At 33.1% G+C, this 22,666-nt stretch carries 20 protein-coding genes; 10 read left to right on the top strand and 10 right to left on the bottom strand.

What is annotated here, in order from left to right; translation table 11 throughout:
• Window positions 1-60 precede the first annotated feature (60 nt).
• The 8 genes from EG240_RS00615 to EG240_RS00650 are packed head-to-tail and all read right to left on the bottom strand — an operon-like array spanning window position 61 to window position 11,366.
• Complete coding sequence (locus EG240_RS00615) at window positions 61-1,866, bottom strand: cytochrome c oxidase subunit I (protein WP_125016351.1); 1,806 nt, start codon at window positions 1,864-1,866, stop codon at window positions 61-63.
• 32 nt (window positions 1,867-1,898) lie between these two features.
• Window positions 1,899-3,086, bottom strand: coding sequence for a cytochrome c oxidase subunit II (locus EG240_RS00620; RefSeq protein ID WP_125016353.1), 1,188 nt, complete (start codon window positions 3,084-3,086; stop codon window positions 1,899-1,901).
• 18 nt (window positions 3,087-3,104) lie between these two features.
• Complete coding sequence (locus EG240_RS00625; protein ID WP_125016355.1) at window positions 3,105-4,460, bottom strand: quinol:cytochrome C oxidoreductase; 1,356 nt, start codon at window positions 4,458-4,460, stop codon at window positions 3,105-3,107.
• A 27-nt stretch (window positions 4,461-4,487) separates the two neighbouring features.
• Complete coding sequence (locus tag EG240_RS00630) at window positions 4,488-5,036, bottom strand: c-type cytochrome (RefSeq protein ID WP_125016357.1); 549 nt, start codon at window positions 5,034-5,036, stop codon at window positions 4,488-4,490.
• 7 nt (window positions 5,037-5,043) lie between these two features.
• Window positions 5,044-5,568: a DUF3341 domain-containing protein gene (locus tag EG240_RS00635; RefSeq protein ID WP_125016359.1), complete on the bottom strand. Its 525-nt coding sequence runs from the start codon at window positions 5,566-5,568 to the stop codon at window positions 5,044-5,046.
• A gap of 6 nt (window positions 5,569-5,574) precedes the next feature.
• On the bottom strand, window positions 5,575-6,978 hold the full coding sequence (gene nrfD / locus EG240_RS00640; protein ID WP_125016361.1) for an NrfD/PsrC family molybdoenzyme membrane anchor subunit: 1,404 nt from the start codon (window positions 6,976-6,978) through the stop codon (window positions 5,575-5,577).
• Between the two features lie 32 nt (window positions 6,979-7,010).
• Window positions 7,011-10,061 (bottom strand): TAT-variant-translocated molybdopterin oxidoreductase, encoded by a 3,051-nt coding sequence (locus EG240_RS00645; RefSeq protein WP_125016363.1) that lies wholly within the window; start codon window positions 10,059-10,061, stop codon window positions 7,011-7,013.
• Window positions 10,062-10,091: 30 nt separating this feature from the next.
• Window positions 10,092-11,366 carry a c-type cytochrome gene (locus EG240_RS00650; protein ID WP_125016365.1) on the bottom strand — a complete coding sequence of 425 codons (1,275 nt, stop codon included), beginning with the start codon at window positions 11,364-11,366 and terminating at the stop codon, window positions 10,092-10,094.
• A 218-nt stretch (window positions 11,367-11,584) separates the two neighbouring features.
• Here EG240_RS00650 and EG240_RS00655 point away from each other — a divergent pair, with 218 nt between their 5' ends.
• Complete coding sequence (locus tag EG240_RS00655; RefSeq protein ID WP_158611970.1) at window positions 11,585-11,974, top strand: SPOR domain-containing protein; 390 nt, start codon at window positions 11,585-11,587, stop codon at window positions 11,972-11,974.
• A gap of 43 nt (window positions 11,975-12,017) precedes the next feature.
• On the opposite strand, the gene EG240_RS00660 is transcribed toward EG240_RS00655, so the two are convergent.
• Window positions 12,018-12,542, bottom strand: coding sequence for a hypothetical protein (locus tag EG240_RS00660; protein ID WP_125016369.1), 525 nt, complete (start codon window positions 12,540-12,542; stop codon window positions 12,018-12,020).
• A 68-nt stretch (window positions 12,543-12,610) separates the two neighbouring features.
• Window positions 12,611-15,640, bottom strand: coding sequence for a leucine--tRNA ligase (locus EG240_RS00665; RefSeq protein WP_125016371.1), 3,030 nt, complete (start codon window positions 15,638-15,640; stop codon window positions 12,611-12,613).
• 182 nt (window positions 15,641-15,822) lie between these two features.
• Here EG240_RS00665 and EG240_RS00670 point away from each other — a divergent pair, with 182 nt between their 5' ends.
• The 9 genes from EG240_RS00670 (at window position 15,823) to EG240_RS00710 (ending at window position 22,665) form a co-directional block, all read left to right on the top strand.
• On the top strand, window positions 15,823-16,698 hold the full coding sequence (locus EG240_RS00670; protein ID WP_125016373.1) for a cell division protein FtsX: 876 nt from the start codon (window positions 15,823-15,825) through the stop codon (window positions 16,696-16,698).
• 5 nt (window positions 16,699-16,703) lie between these two features.
• A complete protein-coding gene (locus EG240_RS00675) occupies window positions 16,704-16,943 on the top strand; it encodes a DUF3098 domain-containing protein (protein WP_125016375.1) in 240 nt (79 codons plus the stop codon).
• A 41-nt stretch (window positions 16,944-16,984) separates the two neighbouring features.
• Window positions 16,985-17,803, top strand: coding sequence for an undecaprenyl-diphosphate phosphatase (locus tag EG240_RS00680; RefSeq protein WP_125016377.1), 819 nt, complete (start codon window positions 16,985-16,987; stop codon window positions 17,801-17,803).
• Between the two features lie 2 nt (window positions 17,804-17,805).
• The gene (gene truB / locus EG240_RS00685) at window positions 17,806-18,525 is read left to right on the top strand and encodes a tRNA pseudouridine(55) synthase TruB (protein ID WP_125016379.1); all 720 of its coding nucleotides are present in this window, start codon (window positions 17,806-17,808) and stop codon (window positions 18,523-18,525) included.
• Between the two features lie 39 nt (window positions 18,526-18,564).
• Window positions 18,565-19,209, top strand: coding sequence for a YiiX/YebB-like N1pC/P60 family cysteine hydrolase (locus tag EG240_RS00690; RefSeq protein ID WP_235830309.1), 645 nt, complete (start codon window positions 18,565-18,567; stop codon window positions 19,207-19,209).
• A gap of 76 nt (window positions 19,210-19,285) precedes the next feature.
• A complete protein-coding gene (locus EG240_RS00695) occupies window positions 19,286-19,699 on the top strand; it encodes an RrF2 family transcriptional regulator (RefSeq protein WP_125016381.1) in 414 nt (137 codons plus the stop codon).
• Between the two features lie 82 nt (window positions 19,700-19,781).
• Entirely contained in the window at window positions 19,782-20,492 is a 711-nt protein-coding gene (locus tag EG240_RS00700) for a phosphoadenylyl-sulfate reductase (RefSeq protein ID WP_125016383.1), read from the top strand.
• Between the two features lies 1 nt (window position 20,493).
• Window positions 20,494-21,405 carry a sulfate adenylyltransferase subunit CysD gene (gene cysD, locus EG240_RS00705; RefSeq protein ID WP_125016385.1) on the top strand — a complete coding sequence of 304 codons (912 nt, stop codon included), beginning with the start codon at window positions 20,494-20,496 and terminating at the stop codon, window positions 21,403-21,405.
• Window positions 21,406-21,423: 18 nt separating this feature from the next.
• On the top strand, window positions 21,424-22,665 hold the full coding sequence (locus EG240_RS00710; RefSeq protein WP_125016387.1) for a sulfate adenylyltransferase subunit 1: 1,242 nt from the start codon (window positions 21,424-21,426) through the stop codon (window positions 22,663-22,665).
• The last annotated feature ends 1 nt before the right edge of the window (window position 22,666 follow it).

The raw sequence follows: 22,666 nt of genomic DNA on the forward strand, positions 1-22,666 counted from the left end.
ATCAATAAATATAACAAAAAGTCCCACACTAAAAGTGCAGGACTTGATATTTGAGAGTTATTAATGAGCTCCTCCGTCTTTTTCACCTTCCCTTAATGGAACGGTTTGCATAACGAAATCTTCATCATAACCTGGTTTTGAATAATCGTAAGGCCATCTGTAAACTACAGGTAAATCACCTGGCCAGTTTCCGTGGATTGGCTCTACTGGAGTTGTCCACTCTAATGTAGTTGCTCTCCATGGGTTTTGAGTTGCTTTCTTACCGTAGAAAATACTATAGAAGAAGTTCCATAAGAAAACCAACTGGAATGCAGCACCAACTAATGCGAATACAGTAATTAAGATGTTAACATCTACCATATCATCAAACATTGGGAATGCAGAGTTAGAATAGTAACGACGTGGTAATCCTGCTAATCCGATAAAGTGCATTGGGAAGAAAACTCCGTAAGCACAAACTGCAGTAACCCAGAAGTGAATATATCCTAAGTTTTTGTTCATCATTCTTCCGAACATTTTAGGGAACCAGTGGTAAATACCAGCAAACATTCCGTAAAGTGCAGAAATACCCATTACTAAGTGGAAGTGAGCTACAACGAAATACGTATCGTGAACGTTGATGTCTAATGTAGAATCTCCTAAGATAATACCTGTTAAACCTCCTGTGATGAACGTTGAAACGAAACCGATACTGAATAACATACCTGGGTTCATTTGTAAATTACCTTTCCAAATTGTAGTAATGTAGTTGAATGCTTTTACTGCAGATGGAATTGCAATTAATAAAGTTGTAAATGTAAATACAGAACCTAAGAATGGATTCATACCTGAAACGAACATGTGGTGACCCCAAACGATCGTAGATAAGAATGCAATTGCTAAGATTGATGTAATCATTGCACGGTAACCAAAGATTGGCTTACGAGCATTAGCAGAAATTACTTCAGAACAAATACCCATTGCTGGTAAGATTACGATGTAAACCTCAGGGTGACCTAAGAACCAGAATAAGTGTTCGAATAATACTGGAGAACCACCTTGGTAATGTAAAACTTCTCCTGCTAAATAAATATCAGATAAGAAGAAAGAAGTACCAAAGCTTCTATCCATGATTAATAATAAAGCTGCTGATAATAATACTGGGAAAGAAACCACACCAATAATAGCTGTTACGAATAAAGCCCAAATTGTTAATGGTAATCTTGTCATTGTCATACCTTCAGTACGTAAGTTTAAAACTGTTACGATGTAGTTTAATGAACCCATTGCAGATTGTACAATGAATAATGCCATAGAAACTAACCATAAAGTCATACCTGTACCAGAACCTGGAATCGCTTGTGGAACTGCAGATAATGGAGGATAAATTGTCCAACCTGCTGATGCTGGTCCTGATTCTACGAATAAAGAAGACAACATAACAACACTAGCAATAAAGAAAATCCAATATGATAACATATTCATGAATCCAGATGCCATATCTCTTGCTCCAATTTGCAATGGAATAAGTAAGTTAGAGAATGTACCACTTAAACCTGCTGTTAATACGAAGAATACCATGATTGTACCATGAATGGTAACAAGAGCAAGGTAAATATCATTTCTCATTACTCCTCCTGGTGCAAAATCATCACCTAATAACCATGAGAAAACTTTGAAAGATTCTTCTGGCCAAGCAATTTGCATACGGAATAATAATGACATCACAATACCAATGATTCCCATGAAAATTCCTGTTATCAAGAATTGTTTAGCAATCATTTTGTGATCCATACTAAAGATGTACTTTGTTACGAAAGTCTCTTTATGGTGGTGGTCATGAGCGTCGTCATGTCCGTGTGTTAAATCGTGTCCTACTGCTGACATACTAAAATTTTATTTTTTGTAAGTATTAACAATTATTTGATAACCTGAGCTACAACAGCGGTAGTATCTACCACTGTTTCTAACTCTTGTGTATTTTGTTCAGGAGCAACAACTTCTTCAACTGCAGGAGCTTCAGCAGCAGCTTTTTCATCAGCTACTAATTGTCCTAAAGTTTTTTGTGCAGCGAACCATTTATTAAATTCAGCTTCAGTTTCAACAACTACTTTCATTTGCATGTTATAGTGAGAACGTCCACAAATTTTGTTACATAATAACACATAATCAAATACATAAGGAGCTAAAGCTTCTTCTCCTTTTGCAACAAGTTCAGCACTTCTTTCAGAACGAACTTTATTGATTCTACTTACTCTATTCATAATTTCTTCTCTTTCTCTCATTTCAGTTGTAGTAACTGAAGGAGTCATAGCAAATTGAGTCACCATACCAGGAACACAGTTCATTTGTGCTCTAAAGTGAGGGAAGTAAGCTGAGTGAAGAACGTCTTGAGAACGCATTTTCATAACTACTTTTTTACCTACTGGTAATCTTAATTCAGTTGCTAAAATATCATCTTGAGAGTTTGGATCTGACATATCTGCTCCAGTAACATTCACACCTTTAATAAAACGAACGTTAGCTTTACCTAAAACGTTATCTTTTCCAGCGTAACGAATATCCCAACCGAATTGTTTAGCATACACTTCAACATAAATAACATCTTCTTCTTCGTCAACATTCATGATTGCATTCCAAGTGAATAATCCATAAAGAATTAAACCAGATAAAACAATTACAGGAATGATTGTCCAAATCATTTCTAATTTTTCGTTATCAGAAAAATAGAATGCTTTTTTATCTTTTCTACCTCTATTTGCAAAAGCAAAATAGTGTAATAAGAATTGTGTAATGGTTTGAACAAAAAAGATTAATGCTAATGAAATCCACATTAAGTTATCAACGTCTTTACCATGTTCTGATGCAGAGTTAGCTAAAAGTGGAAAATGTCCATACTTAACAATACTGAAAATAGTTAAGGCATAAATAAATCCTAAAAATCCGAACATTAAATATCCTTGGATATTGTTGTCTTTATCTGTAGCGATTTCAGAATCACATGATTCGTTACCAGAAACATTCTGTGTTAAATCAAATATTTTAGTCAATTGCCAAATCGCAATTCCTAATAATGCTACGATAACTAGTATTAATAAACTCGTCATTTGTTTATTATTTATATATTAATAATGAAAATGTTTACTCTCTTCAATCATTGGGTTATTCTTCACTAATAATGGAGCTTTTGCTAATGCTCTAAATCCAAAATAGATAAATAATCCAGCAAAGAATAATATAGCACCAATTTCAGTAACACCAATATACCAAGAAGCACCAACAGTACCAGGCATAATCATATTATAGAAATCTAAATAGTGACCTACAAGAATACAAGTACCAGTCATTACAATAATCCAAGATAAACGTTTGAAGTCTGTGTTGATTAATAATAATACAGGTAATAAGAAGTTCAATACTAACATTCCAAAGAACGGTAAGTTATACTCTTTAATTCTGAAGATATAATATGTAACCTCTTCTGGGATGTTAGCATACCACATTAACATGAATTGAGAGAACCATAAATATGTCCAGAAGATTGAAATACCGAACATGAATTTAGCTAAATCGTGGATGTGACTTTTGTTTACGAAATCTAAATAACCTTCAGATTTTAAGTAAATAGTAGCCAAAGCGATTACTGTAATTCCTGATACAAAGAATGATGCGAAAACATACCATCCAAATAATGTAGAATACCAGTGAGCATCGATTGACATAATCCAATCCCATGACATGATAGATTCAGTAATAATAAAGAATACTAAATACATTGCTGCTAATTTAAAATTCTTTTTGTAGTAAGTTAAATCACCAGTTTCGTCTAAAGCGATCGAGTTTCTACGAGATAACATTCTAAAGATATTCCAACCAGCTAAGAAAATAACCGCACGAATTAAGAAAAACGGAATATTTAAATAAGCTGCTTTACCTGCAATGATAAAATCATATTTAGGACTATTTGGATCAGTAATACCATCAGCCATCCAAACAAACATATGGTTTAAATGTAATGATGAAGCTACTAATAAAATAAACAAAATAATAGAACCAGGTAATAAATACGCTGATAAACCTTCCATAACTCTGAATAGAACTGGAGACCAACCTGCAGATGCTGCGTATTGAATCTGATTGAAGGTAAAAATACCTAAAGCAATAAACATAAAGAATATAGCAGCAACATAAACAGCAGACCAAGGCTTGTTTTGTAATTGGTGCAATACGTGCTCTAAATGTTTTTGATGAGCTTCATCATGAGCAGCAACTTCAGCGTGTGAATCTCCTACTGCATGACTATCTGTTGTAGCGTGAGCTTCATCATGAGAACCATGACCACCATGGTGTTGTTCTGATAAAATAAGCTCAACATCTTGAACAGTTTTAGGAGCCGTTAAAAAACCATAAGCTATACCAATAACCCCAAGGATTATTAACACAAAAGAAAAGGTTTTTAATTTATTTGAAAATGTGTACATATCTAAACTTTCAACTAAGTTTTACAATTATAATTCCGATTTCAATTTCATCACGTATTCAGTAACTAACCAACGTTCATGTTGAGTTAACTGGTTTTTGTGAGAACCCATTGAATTCATACCATAAGTAATTACGTGAAAAACACTACCAGGAGTAATTTCTCTATCTAAATAACTAGGTACTCCAAGGAATTTTTCTTTTTTAACTAAATTACCTTTTCCGTCTCCAGAATCACCATGACAAATTGCACAATAAATACCGAACAATTTTTTTCCTTCTTCTAAATCTTCAGGAGTAACTTCAGTAAGAGGCGAATTCAAATTCGCTTTAGCAGCTGCTAATCCTTCTGGAGTATTTTCATATTCATAAGGCTCAAAACCACGAGGAATAGACCCCTTAGCTGGCAATTGACCTTCTTTACCGTTTGGGAAAGCCTTAGACTCAGAATAAGTTTCATAAGCTACAGACTCGTACATATTAGGAAACAACTGATAGTTTGGATTTTCCTTATTAAAACAAGAAGTAGTTAAAGCTGAAACTCCTGCTAATGCTACAAATTTATATAAAGTCTTCATTCTACTATTAGTGTTTATCAATTACTTTAACTTCAACTGCTCCAGTACTTTTGAAGAATTCAACTGCCTCTTCTTCGTTTCCGTGTAAAGAAACTTCCATTAAGAAGTGATCATCTGTAGTTCTTACGTCTGGATTTTCAGCTGCTTTGAATGGCCATAATCTACTTCTTAAGAAGAAAGTGATTACCATTAAATGGGCAGCAAAGAAAACAGTTAACTCAAACATTACCGGAACGAAAGCCGGCATGTTTTGAATATAACTAAAACTTGGTTTACCACCGATGTCTTGAGGCCAATCTTGAATCATAATGTAATCCATCATGAATGTTCCGAAACCTAAACCACATAAACCATAAATAAAGGCACAGATAGCTAAACGTGTTGGAGCTAATCCTAAGGCTTTATCCAATCCGTGAACAGGAAATGGTGTGTAAACTTCTTCAATGTGATGATGTGCAGCACGTGTAGTTTTAACAGCGTCCATTAAAACGTCATCATCATTATATAATGCATGTATAACTTTTGTACTCATAATTTATTAATGATTATGTGAATGGTTCCCGTTTTCTCTAGCTCTTTTGAAATTGTCTCCTGAAGATTTTAAAATAGTTTTAACCTCTGCTTGAGCAATTACTGGGAAGCTTCTAGCGTATAATAAGAATAATACAAAGAAGAATCCGATTGTTCCGATGTAGAATCCTGCATCAACAAATGTTGGTGAGAACATTGTCCAAGATGATGGTAAGTAATCACGGTGTAATGAAGTTACGATAATTACGAAACGCTCAAACCACATACCTACGTTTACTACTAACGAAATAATGAAAGATGCCATGATACTTGTTCTAATTTTCTTGAACCACATTACCTGTGGAGAAATTACGTTACAAGTCATCATTAACCAATATGACCACCAGTAAGGTCCTGTAGCACGATTCAAGAAAGCATATTGCTCATATTCTACTCCAGAATACCATGCAATAACTAACTCAGTAATATATGCTACCCCAACGATAGATCCAGTAATCATTACAATAATGTTCATTAACTCAATATGTTGAATTGTAATATAGTCTTCAAGACCAGATACTTTTCTCATAATGATTAATAAAGTGTTTACCATCGCAAATCCAGAGAAGATAGCTCCTGCAACGAAATACGGAGGTAAGATAGTTGTATGCCATCCTGGAATAACAGAAGTAGCAAAGTCAAAAGATACAATTGTGTGTACCGATAATACAAGAGGTGTTGCTAAACCAGCTAATACTAAAGAAACCTCTTCAAAACGTTGCCAGTCTTTTGCACGACCAGACCATCCGAATGATAAGATTGAATAAACTCTTTTTGTAAAAGGCGAAATAGCTCTATCACGTAACATCGCGAAATCAGGTAATAAACCAGTCCACCAGAAAACTAACGAAACTGATAAATATGTAGAGATCGCAAATACGTCCCATAATAATGGAGAGTTAAAGTTAACCCATAATGAACCGAATTGGTTTGGCATTGGTAAAACCCAGAATGCTAACCAAGGACGACCCATGTGGAAAACTGGGAACATACCCGCTTGACATACAGAGAAAATAGTCATTGCCTCTGCAGAACGGTTAATTGCCATTCTCCATTTTTGTCTGAATAATAATAATACGGCTGAAATAAGTGTACCAGCGTGACCGATACCTACCCACCAAACGAAGTTAGTGATATCCCATGCCCAACCTACTGTTTTATTTGAACCCCAAGTACCAATACCTGTTGAAACGGTATAAGCTACACAGCCAACTCCCCAAAGGAAAGCAACTAATGCGATTGAAAAAACAATCCACCACTGTTTATTTGCTCTTCCTTCAACAGGTCTAGCCACATCTACAGTTACATCGTGATAGCTTTTATCACCAAGAACTAAAGGTTTTCTAATGGGTGCTTCGTAATGTGACGACATAATCCTTTATAATGTTTCTAATTAATAATATACTATGAATTTCTAACTTTTACGTGGTAGAAAACATTTGGTTGTGTACCAATGTGCTCTAATAAATGATACATTCTATCGTCTTCTGCTAACTTAGCAACTTCAGATTCTTTATCATTAACGTCTCCAAAAGTCATTGCGCCAGATGAACATGCTGCAGAACAAGCTGTTTCAAATTCATTTGGTTTTACAACTCTACCTTCGCTCTTAGCATTTAAGATTGTAGCTTGAGTCATTTGGATACACATAGAACATTTTTCCATAACTCCACGTGAACGAACATTTACATCTGGATTCAATACCATACGACCTAAATCATCATTCATGTTATAATCGAACTCAGCATTTTGAGCGTATAAGAACCAGTTGAAACGACGTACTTTATAAGGACAGTTGTTTGCACAGTAACGAGTACCTACACAACGGTTATAAGCCATTTGGTTTTGACCTTGACGACCGTGAGAAGTTGCAGCTACTGGACATACTGTTTCACAAGGTGCGTGATTACAGTGTTGACACATTACTGGTTGGAAAGCAACTTGAGGATTATCAGCAGGATTTTCTAAACCTTTGAAAGTTTCGATAGAACCCATTAAACCACTTGCTGCCATTTTAGTTTCAACATCTTCTTGGAATGTATCTTCAGAAGAATAATATCTATCGATACGCAACCAGTGCATATCACGAGATTTTCTTACTTCTGTTTTTCCAACTACAGGTACATTGTTTTCAGCGTGACATGCTATAACACATGCTCCACATCCTGTACAAGAATTTAAGTCAATCGATAAATTAAAATGATGTCCAATTGAACGATCAAATGATTGCCAAATATCAACTGTAGAAGCTAATACTGCTTGGTGGTCTAAAGAAACATGAGGTTTGATATTCCAAACTTTAGGTTCTTTATCATTAAACGTTTTTAAACTTGTATCTTTTAAGATATCACCTCTACCCATTAATGTTTTTTGCAACTGAACACAAGCAAATTCATGCTCACCTGCAGTTTTTTCAATTGTTACATTTTGAGTATTATTGAAGTTGTTGTATAAAGTATAAGCATTTACACCTACTTGCATCTCTTCTTTCATACCAGCTTTACGCCCGTATCCTAAAGCTAAACCAATAGTTCCTTTTGCTTGTCCTGGTTGAACAACAACTGGTACGTTTTCTAAAACTTTATCTCCTAATTTAATAGAAATATAACGCCCGTTCATACCACCGTTTGCAACAAACCAATTTTCTAAACCTAATTCTTTAGCATCAGCACTTGAAACTGTAGCATAGTTATCCCAAGAAGCACGAGTGATTGGGTCAGGGAACTCTTGTAACCAAGGATTGTTCGCTTGTTGTCCATCTCCCATTCCTGTCTTAGTGTATAACACTAATTCGAAACCAGTTCCTTTTTTAGCAGCAGCTAATTGAGAAGCAGCAGTTCCAAAATCTGCAGTTGCAGTTGCGTTACCAGCAGCTTCATAAGTATAGAAACCATTGTGAACTAATTTATTCCAAGTTGTACCAGATGCAATTCCAGTTCCAACAGCTTTTAAATAATCGTAGTAAGATTCTGTTTTCCCTAACCAAGAAAGCATTCCTTCTTGTAATTGTTTTGAATTGAATAAAGGACGAATCGTTGGTTGAGTAACCGAATAATGACCTTTTTTCATTTGAACATCTCCCCAAGACTCTAAGTAATGAGTAGTTGAAGCAGCAATTGTTGTAGCTGCAGCAGTCTCATCTTCTCTTAAAGTATAAGTAGCAGATAATTTAACTTTTTTCAATCCTTCTAAGAAAGCAGCACTATTAGATAATGTGTATGCAGGATTTACACCTGACATAATTAAAGTATGAACTAAACCAGCGTTCATATCTTTTACTAATTGAGTAACTTCTTTATTATTTCCTCCACGAACATATTTCGGTTGCGCAGGATTAAATGCAGCAGATCCTAAAGCTTGGTTGATAGCAAAAACAAGTAATTGAGCATTTACATCATCAATTCCTGTAACTAAAACCCCAGCAGAACCAGCAGCTTTTAATTGTTGAGCAGCTTTTACTACTTCAGCATCAGCAGCTGTAGCAGCTACAGAAACAGAAGAACCAGTAATTAAGCTATATAACTTTACTAATGCTAATTTTTGATCAGCAACAGTCATTGGAATACGTTTATCAGCATTAGCACCAGCTAAAGACATATTTGTCTCAAACTGAATATGCTTAGACATTTTTCCATTTTTTGGAACACGACCTTTTGCATAAGCAGCATCATATCCACCACCTTGCCAATCTCCTAAGAAATCAGCACCAAGAGAAACAATTACATCAGCTTTTCCGAAATCGTAATCAGCTAAAGCTCTTTCTCCGTAAGCTTGTTGGTAAGCATCCAAAGCTGCATCTGAAGAAACTGCATCATAAACAACATGTTGAACAGTTGGATATGCTGCTTGTAATTCAGACATTAATTTATTTGTAGAAGGAGAAGCCATAGTGTTTGTTAAAACTACTACTTTACTTCCAGCCGTTTTAGCTGCTTCTAAACTCGCTTTGATTTTAGAATCAACATCAGACCATGAAGCTGCTTTACCTTCAATTTTTGGTTGTTTAAGACGTAAGCTATCGTATAATGATAATACAGAAGCATGAACTCTTGCGTTAGCTCCAGTTATTGCACCTTCTTCATTATTATTAACAACTTTAATAGGACGTCCCTCACGTGATTTAATTAAAATATTAGTGAAATCAAATCCATCAGCAATTGTAGTAGCATAATAATCTGCTACTCCAGGAATGATTTCTTCTGGTTGCAACACATAAGGAATCGATTTTTTCAAAGGACCCTCACAAGCAGCTAAAGAAGCAGCCGCTGTTGAAAAACCAACGTATTTCAAAAAGTCTCGACGAGTAGTTGAAGATGAAGACAATGTATTTTTATCTCCAAGAAACTCTTCTGTAGGAATCTCTTCAACAAACTCATTGTTTCTTAGCTTATCAACAATAGAACTGTTCTCGTTAAGCTCCTCAACACTTTTCCAGTATTTTTTGTTTGATGCCATTGTTATATATATTAGCTTCTTAAATTATTATTAATAGTGACATTTACCACATTCAGTTCCACCCATCTGAGCAGCTGTTAACTTCTCAACACCATACTTCTTAGATAATTCTTCGTGAATTTTAGCGTAGTAAGCGTTATCATTAATCTTAACATCTGTTTCACGGTGACAGTCAATACACCATCCCATAGTTAATGGAGAATGTTGTCTCATCACTTCCATCTCTTCAACTGGTCCGTGACAAGTTTGACATTCTAAACCTGCAATAGAAACGTGTTGCGAGTGATTGAAATATACGAAATCAGGTAAGTTGTGAATACGAACCCATTTAACTGGCTTCTCTTCTCCTGTATATTCTTGTGCAATTGGATCCCATCCTACTGCATCATAAATTTTCTGAATTTCTGCAGTATAGTATTCTCTACTATAATCTACATAAGTTGAATCTGGATGACCAGTAAACTCATTAATGTTTTTGTGACAGTTCATACAAACATTCAAAGAAGGAATCCCTGAAGTTTTACTTGTACGTGCTGCAGAGTGACAATATTTACAATCAATTCCATTTTCTCCAACGTGAATTTTGTGAGAGAAGTGAATTGGTTGAATTGGCTCATAACCTTTATCAACTCCAATTTGCATCATAAATCCGAATGCGAAATAAGAACCAACTAAGATTAAAGTAATCACAGAAACAATTACTGCAAATTGATTTTTAACGAAAGCTTTCCAAATTGGTAAACTTTTCTGCTCATTAATAGTTAAACCATTTTTCTCAACAACTTTAGATAATACTTTCTTAACTAATAAAAGCATTATTACTAACATTGCTAAAACCACAGCTAGAGCTCCTAATATAACCATATTAGAAACACCGTTGTCAGTCGCTGCACCTTGAGCAGCTCCAGCTCCACCAGCTCCTGGTTTAGGCTCAGCTTTAACTTCCGAAGTATAAGCGATAATATTATCAATATCTTCATCAGTTAAATTCGGGAACGAGTTCATCGGAACTTGTTTCCACTCATTGAAAACCTTGACAGCAGCAGCGTCACCTGATTTAATTAATCCTGAACTATTCTTAATCCATTTGTGTAACCAGTCAGCAGAATGTCTTTCAGCAACACCACGTAAAGCAGGCCCTGTTGAAGTACCATCCAACTTATGACAAGCAGCACAGTTTGAATTAAATAATTCCTTACCCTTTGCTGCATCTTGCGCAAAAGACAACGTAGAAAAAGTTAGCATAAATGCTAAACACAAGAAAAAAATCCTTGAAAACGAATTATGGTTACCCACTTTTTTCATAGTTAAAAAATGATTATCAACTAATTTTGGTTTAAAATTCCTATTAAAACAACAGACTCTTTTACACCTTTTATTTATAAACTTCGACAAAAATACAACATAACACGCACTAACAAAAACCTCAATTACTATAAATTGTAATTTATAATTATTCTAAATAAATGAAATTGTTCATTATTTTTAAAGAATTTGTAATTTTGCATCAAATCACATTCATTATGAAGAATTTAAGAAAACACTATTTTTATTTTATTATAATTTTAACATTTATAGGTGTTAATAAGTCCAACGGTCAAAACAGTCAATTTGAACTAATTCAAGACAATAACTTCGAAAAATTAGTCAAAGAAAAAATTTCTGTTAACAATTCTTTTTCAATTTATAAAAATTTTTCGATTCAACTTTTTAACGGAAATAAAATTGACACTGAAAATAAATTTCACGAGTTTAAAAATATTTTTCCAGACTTCGTAGCAACCATTATTTACGCTGAACCAAAATATAAATTAATTGTTGGAAACTACAGAAACAAAATTGACGCTGAAAGAAATTTAAGTAAATTGAGAAAAAATTATCCTGAAGCCTTCATTGTTCGATTAACAAAATAACAAATCGCCTTTCATTTTGAGAGGCGTTTTTTTTTGTTGTTTACTATTTATAATAAATTATTTGATGTCCAAAATCCGAGAAATATGTAAAATATACAAAACCTATTAAAATGACAATTAAAAAAAGTAAATACACAAAAGCCCCAAATCTTGATTGGAATCGTGGCGCGTAATTTTGTTGCAAATAAAAAACAACCGTTAACAAAAGAAACATTGAAATCATAACTGTAAAAGAAAGTACAAATTTCGCAAAAGACATACCTGCTTCAAAACTGCTTGTCCTAAAAGCTAAATATACAGATCCGAAAGTACAAACAAAAAACACAAAAGCTAAACGAGATTTCCATTTACTATACCAACCACTAAAGCCTGGATAAGTATCAATATGATCTAAATGTTCATTGTAAATATTAACAGATTTTTTTCTAAAAAAACGATCGATACGATTCATTTCTAAAACGACAATTACCATCAAAATTGACATGAAGATAATAAAAAAATAAACGACACCTGGAACCGTATCCAGATACTGAATCATAACATCTAAATTCTCGATATTTTCTTTCATACATTTATAATAAGTTGGTTTATAAATGTATAAAAAAAACGCCTTCTAAACAAGAAGACGTTTTGTATCTAAAATCCAGCGATGTTAATAATCTTACCTGGAACAATAACAATTTTTTTAGGCTCTTTACCATCTAACTGAGCAATTGTTCTTTCGTCATTCATAATGATTTCTTGAATTTGCTCTGCGGTTAAATCTAAAGGTAATTCGATTTTGAAACGCATTTTACCGTTAAAAGAAACCGGATATTCTTTTGAGCTTTCTACTAAATAAGAAGCATCAAAAATTGGGAAAGCAACTTCTGAAATCGAACCTTCATTTCCTAACATATTCCATAGCTCTTCTGCAATATGAGGCGCGTAAGGCGAAACCAAGATTGCTAAAGGTTCCAAAATTGCTTTATGATGACATTTTTGCTGCGTTAATTCGTTTACACAAATCATAAACTGAGAAACCGAAGTATTGAAAGAGAAATTCTCGATATCTTCAGTTACCTTTTTAATGGTTTTATGTAACGATTTGTACATTTCTTTTGTCGGTTCTTCATCAACAATAACTACACCATTATCATCAGCATATAATTTCCATAACTTTTTCAAGAAACCAGAAACTCCAGTAATTCCAGCTGTATTCCAAGGTTTAGCTTGCTCTAACGGACCTAAGAACATTTCGTACAAACGCAATGTATCTGCTCCGTATTCTTCTACAATATCATCAGGGTTAACAACATTATAAAATGATTTTGACATTTTCTCAACTTCACGACCTACTTGATATTCTCCATTTTTATTTCCAACAAAAATAGCAGAAGAAATATCACGATATAAGTCACTATTTCTAAGCTTATCAATATTCAAAACATTAGTAGTTTCATTTATTAACTCTAAAGAAATCTTTCTATTAATAAACTTTGGAGTAACATCTTGCCAAACAGCAGATAAAATACCTTTCTCTTTATACATCGAAATAATGTCTTGCTTTAATTTTTCAAAATCAACATTTTCTTCACCACGTAAAACAGAATCATAAATTTCTTTAGTAACAAAAACTTTAACGTTTGGAACCTCAATCATTACTTCACTAGGTTCTTGAACCAAGACACTAATCATTAATTGATAAGCATAAGCACTCATTCCCAAAATCATTCCTTGGTTGATTAATTTTTTAAAAGGCTCATCTGCTATTACAAAACCACGGTCTTTCAAAAACTTATTCCAGAAACGAGAATACAATAAATGACCTGTTGCGTGTTCGCTTCCTCCTATATATAAGTCAACGCTATCCCAATATGAAATCGCATCCTGAGAAGCAAAATCAACTTTATTATCGGCATCCATATAACGTAACCAATACCAAGAAGAACCTGCCCAACCTGGCATTGTATTTAATTCTAATGAAAAAATAGTTTCGTTATCAATCAAAGTATTTTCTACAACCTTATTATTAACTGTATCCCAAGCCCAAACCGAAGCATTTCCTAATGGTGGTTGCCCGTCTTCTGTTGGAAGATATTTTTCTACTTCAGGTAAAACAATTGGCAAATGCTTAGCATCAATCATTTTTGGTAATCCATTCACATAATAAACCGGAAATGGTTCTCCCCAATAACGTTGACGAGAGAAAACAGCATCGCGTAAACGGTAATTTACTTTTGCTTTTCCTGCACCAATCGCTTCTAATTGTTCGATAGCTTTCTTAGTTCCTTCTTTATAATCTAATCCGTTTAAGAAATCAGAATTCACCAATTCAAAACCAGATTTTTCTCCGAAAGCAGCATCAGAAATATCTTGATTAAAAATATTTTTAATTTCAGGCATTCCTTCCGTTCCTTTAAAGAAATTCGCGAAAGCATAATCACGCTCATCGCCACAAGGAACCGCCATTACAGCACCAGTTCCGTAACCAACTAAAACGTAATCACCAATCCAAACTGGAATCGGCTCTTTTGTAAACGGATGTTCTGCATAAGCACCTGTGAAAACTCCAGAAATCGTTTTAACATCAGCCATACGCTCACGTTCACTTCTTTTTGCAGTTGCTAAAACATAAGCTTCAACTGCTTCTTTTTGTTCTGGAGTTGTGATTTTAGAAACCAAATCGTGCTCTGGCGCTAAAGTCATAAACGTTACTCCAAAAATCGTATCAGGACGAGTAGTGAAAACTTCTATATAGTCTGAAGTCGAAGGTTCAAAGTCTGTAACGTCTTTTGACTTTTGACTTTTGACTTTAAACTTAACTGAAGCACCAACAGATTTTCCAATCCAGTTACGTTGAGATTCTTTAATTGATTCTGACCAATCAATCACTTCTAACCCTTGAAGTAAACGTTCTGCATAAGCAGAAATACGCATTGACCATTGTGTCATTTTTTTACGAATAACCGGATGACCACCACGTTCAGACACTCCATTTATAATTTCGTCATTAGCCAAAACAGTTCCTAAAGCTGGACACCAGTTTACTTCTGTTTCTGCCAAATACGTCAATCTATATTGTAATAAGATTTTTTCTTGTTCGTCTTTTGAAAAAGCATTCCATTGTTCAGCAGTGAATGCAATAATATTATCATCACAAACCGCTTGTACATTTGTATTCCCTTCTTTCGAAAAAATATCGATTAATGTACAAATACTTTCTGCTTTATCTGTAACCTTATTGTACCAAGAATTGAACAACTGAATAAAAATCCATTGTGTGTGTTTGTAATATTCAGGAGTTGAAGTACGCACTTCTCTGCTCCAATCGAAAGAAAAACCAATTTTATCTAATTGTTCTCGGTAACGATTAATATTTGTTTCGGTAGTAATTGCAGGATGTTGCCCCGTTTGAATCGCATATTGTTCTGCTGGCAAACCAAATGAATCGTAACCTTGCGGATGTAAAACATTAAAACCTTGATGACGTTTAAAACGTGAATAAATATCCGAAGCGATATAACCTAGCGGATGTCCAACGTGTAACCCAGCTCCTGACGGATAAGGAAACATATCAAGAACATAATATTTTGGTTTATCTGAATCGTTTTTTGCTTTAAACGTTTGGTTATCGTTCCAATATTTTTGCCATTTGGCCTCGATTTCGTTTGGATTGTATTTCATTTTTAAGCGTACAATTTACCTTAATTAACTTTATTTCAATATATTAAAAAACAAAAAGAGTGAATTTGATTTTTAAATTTCATACAAAAATAAACTATATTTATAAGAAATGTAAATCTTTACACATTATAATAGGTGAAAAATAATTTTCTTTAGTATTTTTACCCTTTAAAAAATTAGTTATGGCAAGTTCGTTCGAGAGATATCAAAAAAGAAGATTAATATCGTCTTATTTTTCAGTTATCTTAAGTATCTTTTTAGTATTATTTTTACTTGGTTCACTGGGATTATTCTTGATAAATTCAGAAAAAATATCAAATAATTTCAGAGAAAACATTCCGATGTCGCTTTATTTCAAAGACAAAGCTACACCTGACGACTTAGCTAAATTTGAAGAAACTTTAAAAACTGCACCTTACATCAAAGATTTTAAATTTGTACATAAAGATTCGGCAGCAGTTGAACAACAAGAAGTTATTGGGGAAGATTTCGTTCACTTTTTAGGATTCAATCCACTTCAAAATTCTTATGACATTCATTTTAATGGAGAATATGTTATAAAGGATAGTATTAAAGAAATTGAATTAACTTTTAAAGAAAATGAACTAATCGAAGATGTTGTTTATGACCAACAACTTGTTGAATTAGTAAACGAAAATATTACAAAAATTACATTTTGGGTTTTAGTTATTAGTGCCGTTTTTGCATTTATTTCGTTCTTGTTAATCAACAGTTCTTTAAGACTTTCTGTTTACTCTAAGCGTTTTATCATCAAAACGATGCAAATGGTTGGAGCAACAAAATCATTCATCAGAAAACCTTTTATTTGGACAAGTGTAAAACTTGGAATGATTGGTTCTATTTTAGCAATTATTGGTGTTTTAGCAATCGCTTATTACGCAGATTCTAAATTTCCAACTTTACTAATTCTTGAAGACACACAATCATTATTCATAGTTTGCGGAGGAATTTTTATTGTAGGAATTATAATTACTTATATTAGTACATTCTTTGCAACGCAACGTTTCTTAAACTTAAAATCAGACGATTTATACTAAAATATATGGAAAAGACAGAAAATAACGATAAATTTTTATTCCACAAAGAAAATTACATCACCTTAATTATTGGTCTAGCAGTCATTGCTTTAGGATTCATCTTGATGTCTGGTGGAGGAAGTGATGACCCAAATGTTTTCAATGAAGAAGTTTTCAGCTTCAGAAGAATTCGATTAGCTCCAACTGTAATCTTCATTGGATTTGGAGTATGCATTTATTCAATTTTCAAAAAATCAAAAAAATAACACAAACCAAAATAATTTAACCTAAAAAAAACAACTTTTCAATGGACATTTTCCAAGCTATCATTATTGCCATTATTGAAGGCTTAACCGAATATTTACCAATATCATCAACCGCACATATGGGATTCACCGCAGCGTTGATGGGAATGGAAGAAACAGAATTTTTAAAAATGTTTCAAGTTTCAATACAATTCGGTGCTATTTTATCAATCGTAGTTTTATATTGGAGAAAATTCTTTGATTTTTCAAACTTCAATTTCTATTTAAAATTAGGTTTTGCAGTAATTCCAGCTTTAGGTTTAGGTTATTTATTAGACGATAAAATCGAAGCTGTTTTAGGTAATCAAATTGCAATTTCAACTGTTTTAGTTTTAGGTGGAGTTGTACTTTTATTCGTTGATAAATGGTTTAAAAATCCAAAAATCAATGACGAAAAAGAAATCACTTTCAAAAAAGCAATTATTATTGGATTTTGGCAATGTTTAGCTATGATGCCAGGAACTTCACGCTCTGCAGCTTCAATTATTGGAGGTATGACTCAAGGTTTAAGCAGAAAAGCAGCAGCTGAATTCTCGTTTTTCTTAGCTGTTCCAACGATGTTAGCAGTAACTGTTTATTCCGTTTTTGTGAAAACTTGGGGAAAAGGAACCGAATTAGAACAAAAAGGTTACGAAATGATTTTAGCTTCAAATGAAACCATTATAACTTTTATTATCGGAAACGTTGTAGCTTTCGTGGTTGCTTTAATTGCAGTAAAAACATTCATCAATGTATTAACTAAATACGGATTCAAATTTTGGGGTTGGTACCGCATTGTAATCGGAATCTTATTATTAGTTTACTTCAACTTTTATAAATAAAAATGACAAAATTATCTCCTGAAGAATTTCAAGCTGGTCAAATATTATTAATCGATAAACCCCTAACTTGGAGTTCGTTTCAAGCGGTTAACAAAGTAAAATACGCTTTGATTAAAAACTTGGGATTACCAAAAAAATTTAAAATTGGTCACGCAGGAACTTTAGACCCTTTAGCTTCTGGATTATTGATTATTTGTACAGGAAAATTCACCAAACGAATCTCTGAACTTCAAGGTCAAATCAAAGAATATACAGGAACAATTACCGTTGGCGGAACTACGCCTTCTTATGATTTAGAAACAGAGATCAACCAAACGTTTCCAACCGAACATATTACAAACGAGTTAATTCACGAAACAACGAAACAATTCATTGGTGAAATCGACCAGTTCCCTCCTATTTTTTCAGCTTTAAAGAAAGATGGAAAACGTTTGTACGAACACGCAAGAGCTGGTGAAGAAGTTGAAATTGCATCGAGAAAAGTTGAAATATCAGAATTTGAAATCACTCGAATTCAATTACCTGAAATTGATTTTAGAGTAGTTTGCAGCAAAGGAACTTACATTCGTTCATTAGCTTTCGATTTTGGAAAAGCTCTGAACTCTGGAGCGCATTTAACAGCTTTAAGAAGAACAAAAATCGGTGAATTCTCTGTAGAAAATGCCATAGAACCTTTAGCGTTCGAAAAAATATACAATCCAAATTTTAAAGAAGCTGAATAAGCTTCTTTTTTTATATCTTCACATTTCAAAACAAAAGAAATGAACCTAAAATATATGTACAAAAACTTTATATTTATTGCTTTCTTTCTAATTTTTAATCAAACCATTACGGCTCAAAATCAAAAATTAGAAAATGGTGATTTACTTTTCATCAACATCAATTGCGGTCCAATGTGTGAAGCAATTAATGCGGTTACCGAAGGTTTTGAAGGTAAAGATTTCAACCATATGGGAATGATTATTAACGAAAATAGCGAATATTTTGTTTACGAAGCCATTGGAAAATCGGTTGTAAAAACTCCTTTGAAAACATTTATTTCATATACAAAAGAACCAATTTATTTAGGTCGTTTAAAAGAAGAATTTCAGAATTTAATTCCAGATGCGATATCATTTTCAGAAAAACAATTAGGCGTTCCGTATGATAATGACTTCATATATGATAACGGAAAATACTATTGCTCTGAACTAATTTACGATGCTTTTTTATCTGCAAACAACAACAAACCATTCTTTAAATTATATCCAATGACGTATAAAGAACCGAATTCGGATAATTTTTTTCCAATTTGGATTGAGCATTTCAAGAATCAAAACATTAAAATTCCAGAAGGCAAACTTGGTTGTAATCCAGGCGGAATGAGCTTGGATGAAAAAATCACTTTCGAATTATTTCAAAATTAAATTGAGTTAAATTTCAAAACCAATTTGCAATATAATAAAAACAGTACATTTGTCAATCTAAAAGAAACTTCTAAATATGCTTTCAAAAAAATGTAAATATGCTTTAAAAGCAATGGTTTGCCTAGCTAGAAATTACCAACAAGGTAGTTTAACAACGGCGGCAATTGCAGATAAAGAAAATATTCCTAAAAAATTTTTAGAGCAAATTTTATTAGAGTTAAAACGTTGGAAGTTAGTAAATAGTAAGCAAGGAATTGGTGGCGGATATTATTTATTAAAAGATCCGAATGAAGTTTCTTTAGCTGATTTATACCGAATTTTTGACGGTCCTATTTCACTTACTCCTTGTGTTTCTATAAATTATTATGAGAAATGTGACGATTGCAAAGATGAAACTTCTTGCTATTTACGTAAACAATTAATAGAAATTCGTGATAAAACACGCGCCAGTATGATGGAAGCTACTTTACAATCTTTTATAAATAGCTAATTGCTATTTTTTTTATTTTTAAAACTCTACTACTTTGGTGTAATTTATAGAATTTATATATTTGCATAAATAAAACATTCTAATGAACAGCGTTTTAAAAAATAAATTCGATACGATTTTAAAAGATAACATCGAAAAATTAAGCTTTGAAGAACAAGTAAATTACATCACAAAACATTTTGAGAACATCGTTTTTTCAACAAGTTTTAGTTATGAAGATCAATTAATTACTTTTCTACTTAGAAAAGAAAACATTGAAATTTTCACTTTAGACACAGGGCGTTTATTTGAAGAAACGTATGAAACTTGGAACGAAACAGTTTTGAAGTATAAAATACAAATCAAAACATATACACCTACCTCAACTCTTTTGAGTGATTTTATAACTCAAAAAGGCCCAAATTCATTTTATCAATCGATAGAAAACAGAAAACAATGTTGTGATATTCGCAAGGTTTTTCCATTAAAAGAAGCAATCCAAAATAAAGAAATTTGGATTACAGGTTTACGTGCCGAACATTCACCAAATCGAAAAGACATGACCATTTTTGAATGGGACGAAACCAATCAAATAATCAAATTCAATCCGCTTCTACATTGGAAAACTTCAGAGGTTATTGATGAAATCACTAAAAATCAAATTCCGTTTAACAAACTACATAACAAAGGTTTTGTAAGTATTGGTTGTGCTCCGTGTACAAGAGCAATCAAAGAAGGTGAAGATTTTAGAGCCGGTCGTTGGTGGTGGGAAGATGCATCAAAAAAAGAATGTGGATTACATATACATAAATAAAATGGATACAAAATATAAATTAGATTACTTAGACCAACTCGAATCAGAATCGATTCATATATTTCGTGAAGTTGCTGGTCAATTTGAACGTCCTGCATTACTTTTTAGCGGAGGAAAAGACAGCATAACTTTAGTTCACTTAGCTTTAAAAGCTTTCAAACCAGGAAAGTTTCCTTTTCCATTAATTCATATCGACACTGGGCATAATTTCCCTGAAGTTATCAAATACAGAGATGCTTTAGCAGAACAAATTGGAGAAAAACTTATCGTAAGAAAAGTCGAAGACACCATAAAAAGACAAGGTTTAAAAGAACAAAACGGAAAATTCGCAAGCAGAAATGCCTTACAAACTTATACGCTTTTAGAAACTATTGAAGAATTTGAACTTGATTGTTGTATTGGTGGTGCAAGACGCGATGAAGAAAAAGCAAGAGCAAAAGAACGCATATTTTCAGTACGTGATGATTTTGGACAATGGGACCCAAAATTACAACGCCCAGAACTTTGGAATCTATACAACGGAAAAATTAATAAGGGTGAAAATGTTCGTGCTTTCCCTATAAGCAATTGGACCGAATTAGACATTTGGAATTACATCAAACGAGAAAAAATCGAACTACCATCTATCTATTTCACCCATAATCGTGAGGTAATTCATATTCAAAATCAATTACTTGCCACAAACGAATTCGTGAAAATTGAAGCGGATGATAAAATCACTTTCGAGAATGTGCGATATCGTACCGTTGGAGATATGACTTGTACAGCAGCAGTTGCTTCAGAAGCGCATTCGATTGATGATATTATCAATGAAATTTCAGCTTCCAAAACAAGCGAACGTGGTGAAACAAGAATTGACGATCGAATTTCTGAAGCTGCAATGGAAGATAGAAAAAAGCTAGGTTATTTTTAATTATTACGAAACTTACAAATGGACATATTAAGATTTATTACAGCCGGAAATGTAGATGATGGAAAAAGCACATTGATTGGAAGATTATTGTACGACAGCAAAAGTATATTAATCGACCAAATCGAAGCAATTGAAAAAGCGAGTAAATTTAAAGATAACGGAGTTTTAGATTTAGCTCTAATTACTGATGGCTTAAGAGCTGAACGCGAACAAGGAATTACTATTGATGTTGCTTATAAATACTTTTCAACACCTAAAAGAAAATTCATCATTGCCGATGCACCAGGTCATATTCAATATACGCGAAATATGATTACAGGAGCATCAAATTCGCAATTGATTATTTTATTGGTTGATGCAAGAACAGGAATTACAGAACAAACCAAGCGTCATACATTTATCGCATCGCTTTTAAAAATCCCTAAAATTGTAGTTGCTGTTAACAAACTTGATTTGGTGAACTTCGACGAATCAATCTATAAATCAATTGAAAATGAATTTAAAGAACTTAATAAAAAGTTAAATTTAAACGAAGTTACCTTTATTCCAATTAGCGCATTAAACGGGGATAACATCGTTGATGCTTCAGAAAATATGTCTTGGTACAAAGGTCCGACATTATTAGATTTTTTAGAAACTGTCAACATTCAAGAAAATGAAAATCTTGAAGCAAGTCGTTTGCCAATTCAATATATCATCAGACCACAAACCACTGAATTACATGATTATCGAGGTTATGCTGGAAAAATCACAAGTGGAATTTTCAAAAAAGGCGATAAAATAAAAATTTATCCTTCTGAAATTGAAGCTACAATTTCGTCAATAGAAGTAAATTTAAAAGAAGTTGATGAGGCGTTTGCTCCTCAAAGTGCTGTTATTCAATTAAACAAAGACATTGATATCAGTCGTGGAGATTTGATTGTGAATTTAGACAAACAGCCAAAATTCACAAACGAATTAGAAGTTCAAGTTTGTTGGATGCATCAAAAAGCATTACAAATTGGAAGTAAATATTTAATTCAAAATCAAACAAATCGTGTAAAAGCAGTTGTAAAATCAATTGAATATTTAGTTGATATAAATACATTCGAAAAGCAATTTGAAACTTCAGAAGTACAATTAAATCAAATTGCTAAAATCAAATTAAAAACAGCAACACCAATAGCGTATGATATATTTTCGGAATTACAAGCTCAAGGAGGAATTATATTTATTGACGAAACATCAAATGTAACTGTAGGCGCTGGAATATTAGATTAGA

It is taken from the genome of Paenimyroides tangerinum, from assembly GCF_003865405.1.
In the GTDB taxonomy this organism is placed as follows: domain Bacteria; phylum Bacteroidota; class Bacteroidia; order Flavobacteriales; family Flavobacteriaceae; genus Flavobacterium; species Flavobacterium tangerinum.

Excerpts from the sequence above, each read along its gene's own strand:
- EG240_RS00675 (WP_125016375.1), top strand. The coding sequence starts at position 16,704 with ATGGAAAAGACAGAAAATAACGATAAATTTTTATTCCACAAAGAAAAT.
- truB (WP_125016379.1), top strand. The coding sequence starts at position 17,806 with ATGACAAAATTATCTCCTGAAGAATTTCAAGCTGGTCAAATATTATTA.
- EG240_RS00630 (WP_125016357.1), bottom strand. The coding sequence starts at position 5,036 with ATGAAGACTTTATATAAATTTGTAGCATTAGCAGGAGTTTCAGCTTTA.
- EG240_RS00650 (WP_125016365.1), bottom strand. The coding sequence starts at position 11,366 with ATGAAAAAAGTGGGTAACCATAATTCGTTTTCAAGGATTTTTTTCTTG.
- EG240_RS00660 (WP_125016369.1), bottom strand. The coding sequence starts at position 12,542 with ATGAAAGAAAATATCGAGAATTTAGATGTTATGATTCAGTATCTGGAT.
- cysD (WP_125016385.1), top strand. The coding sequence starts at position 20,494 with ATGGATACAAAATATAAATTAGATTACTTAGACCAACTCGAATCAGAA.
- EG240_RS00680 (WP_125016377.1), top strand. The coding sequence starts at position 16,985 with ATGGACATTTTCCAAGCTATCATTATTGCCATTATTGAAGGCTTAACC.
- EG240_RS00665 (WP_125016371.1), bottom strand. The coding sequence starts at position 15,640 with ATGAAATACAATCCAAACGAAATCGAGGCCAAATGGCAAAAATATTGG.
- EG240_RS00690 (WP_235830309.1), top strand. The coding sequence starts at position 18,565 with ATGAACCTAAAATATATGTACAAAAACTTTATATTTATTGCTTTCTTT.
- EG240_RS00695 (WP_125016381.1), top strand. The coding sequence starts at position 19,286 with ATGCTTTCAAAAAAATGTAAATATGCTTTAAAAGCAATGGTTTGCCTA.
- EG240_RS00620 (WP_125016353.1), bottom strand. The coding sequence starts at position 3,086 with ATGACGAGTTTATTAATACTAGTTATCGTAGCATTATTAGGAATTGCG.
- EG240_RS00635 (WP_125016359.1), bottom strand. The coding sequence starts at position 5,568 with ATGAGTACAAAAGTTATACATGCATTATATAATGATGATGACGTTTTA.
- EG240_RS00615 (WP_125016351.1), bottom strand. The coding sequence starts at position 1,866 with ATGTCAGCAGTAGGACACGATTTAACACACGGACATGACGACGCTCAT.
- EG240_RS00670 (WP_125016373.1), top strand. The coding sequence starts at position 15,823 with ATGGCAAGTTCGTTCGAGAGATATCAAAAAAGAAGATTAATATCGTCT.
- EG240_RS00655 (WP_158611970.1), top strand. The coding sequence starts at position 11,585 with ATGAAGAATTTAAGAAAACACTATTTTTATTTTATTATAATTTTAACA.
- nrfD (WP_125016361.1), bottom strand. The coding sequence starts at position 6,978 with ATGTCGTCACATTACGAAGCACCCATTAGAAAACCTTTAGTTCTTGGT.
- EG240_RS00710 (WP_125016387.1), top strand. The coding sequence starts at position 21,424 with ATGGACATATTAAGATTTATTACAGCCGGAAATGTAGATGATGGAAAA.
- EG240_RS00645 (WP_125016363.1), bottom strand. The coding sequence starts at position 10,061 with ATGGCATCAAACAAAAAATACTGGAAAAGTGTTGAGGAGCTTAACGAG.
- EG240_RS00625 (WP_125016355.1), bottom strand. The coding sequence starts at position 4,460 with ATGTACACATTTTCAAATAAATTAAAAACCTTTTCTTTTGTGTTAATA.
- EG240_RS00700 (WP_125016383.1), top strand. The coding sequence starts at position 19,782 with ATGAACAGCGTTTTAAAAAATAAATTCGATACGATTTTAAAAGATAAC.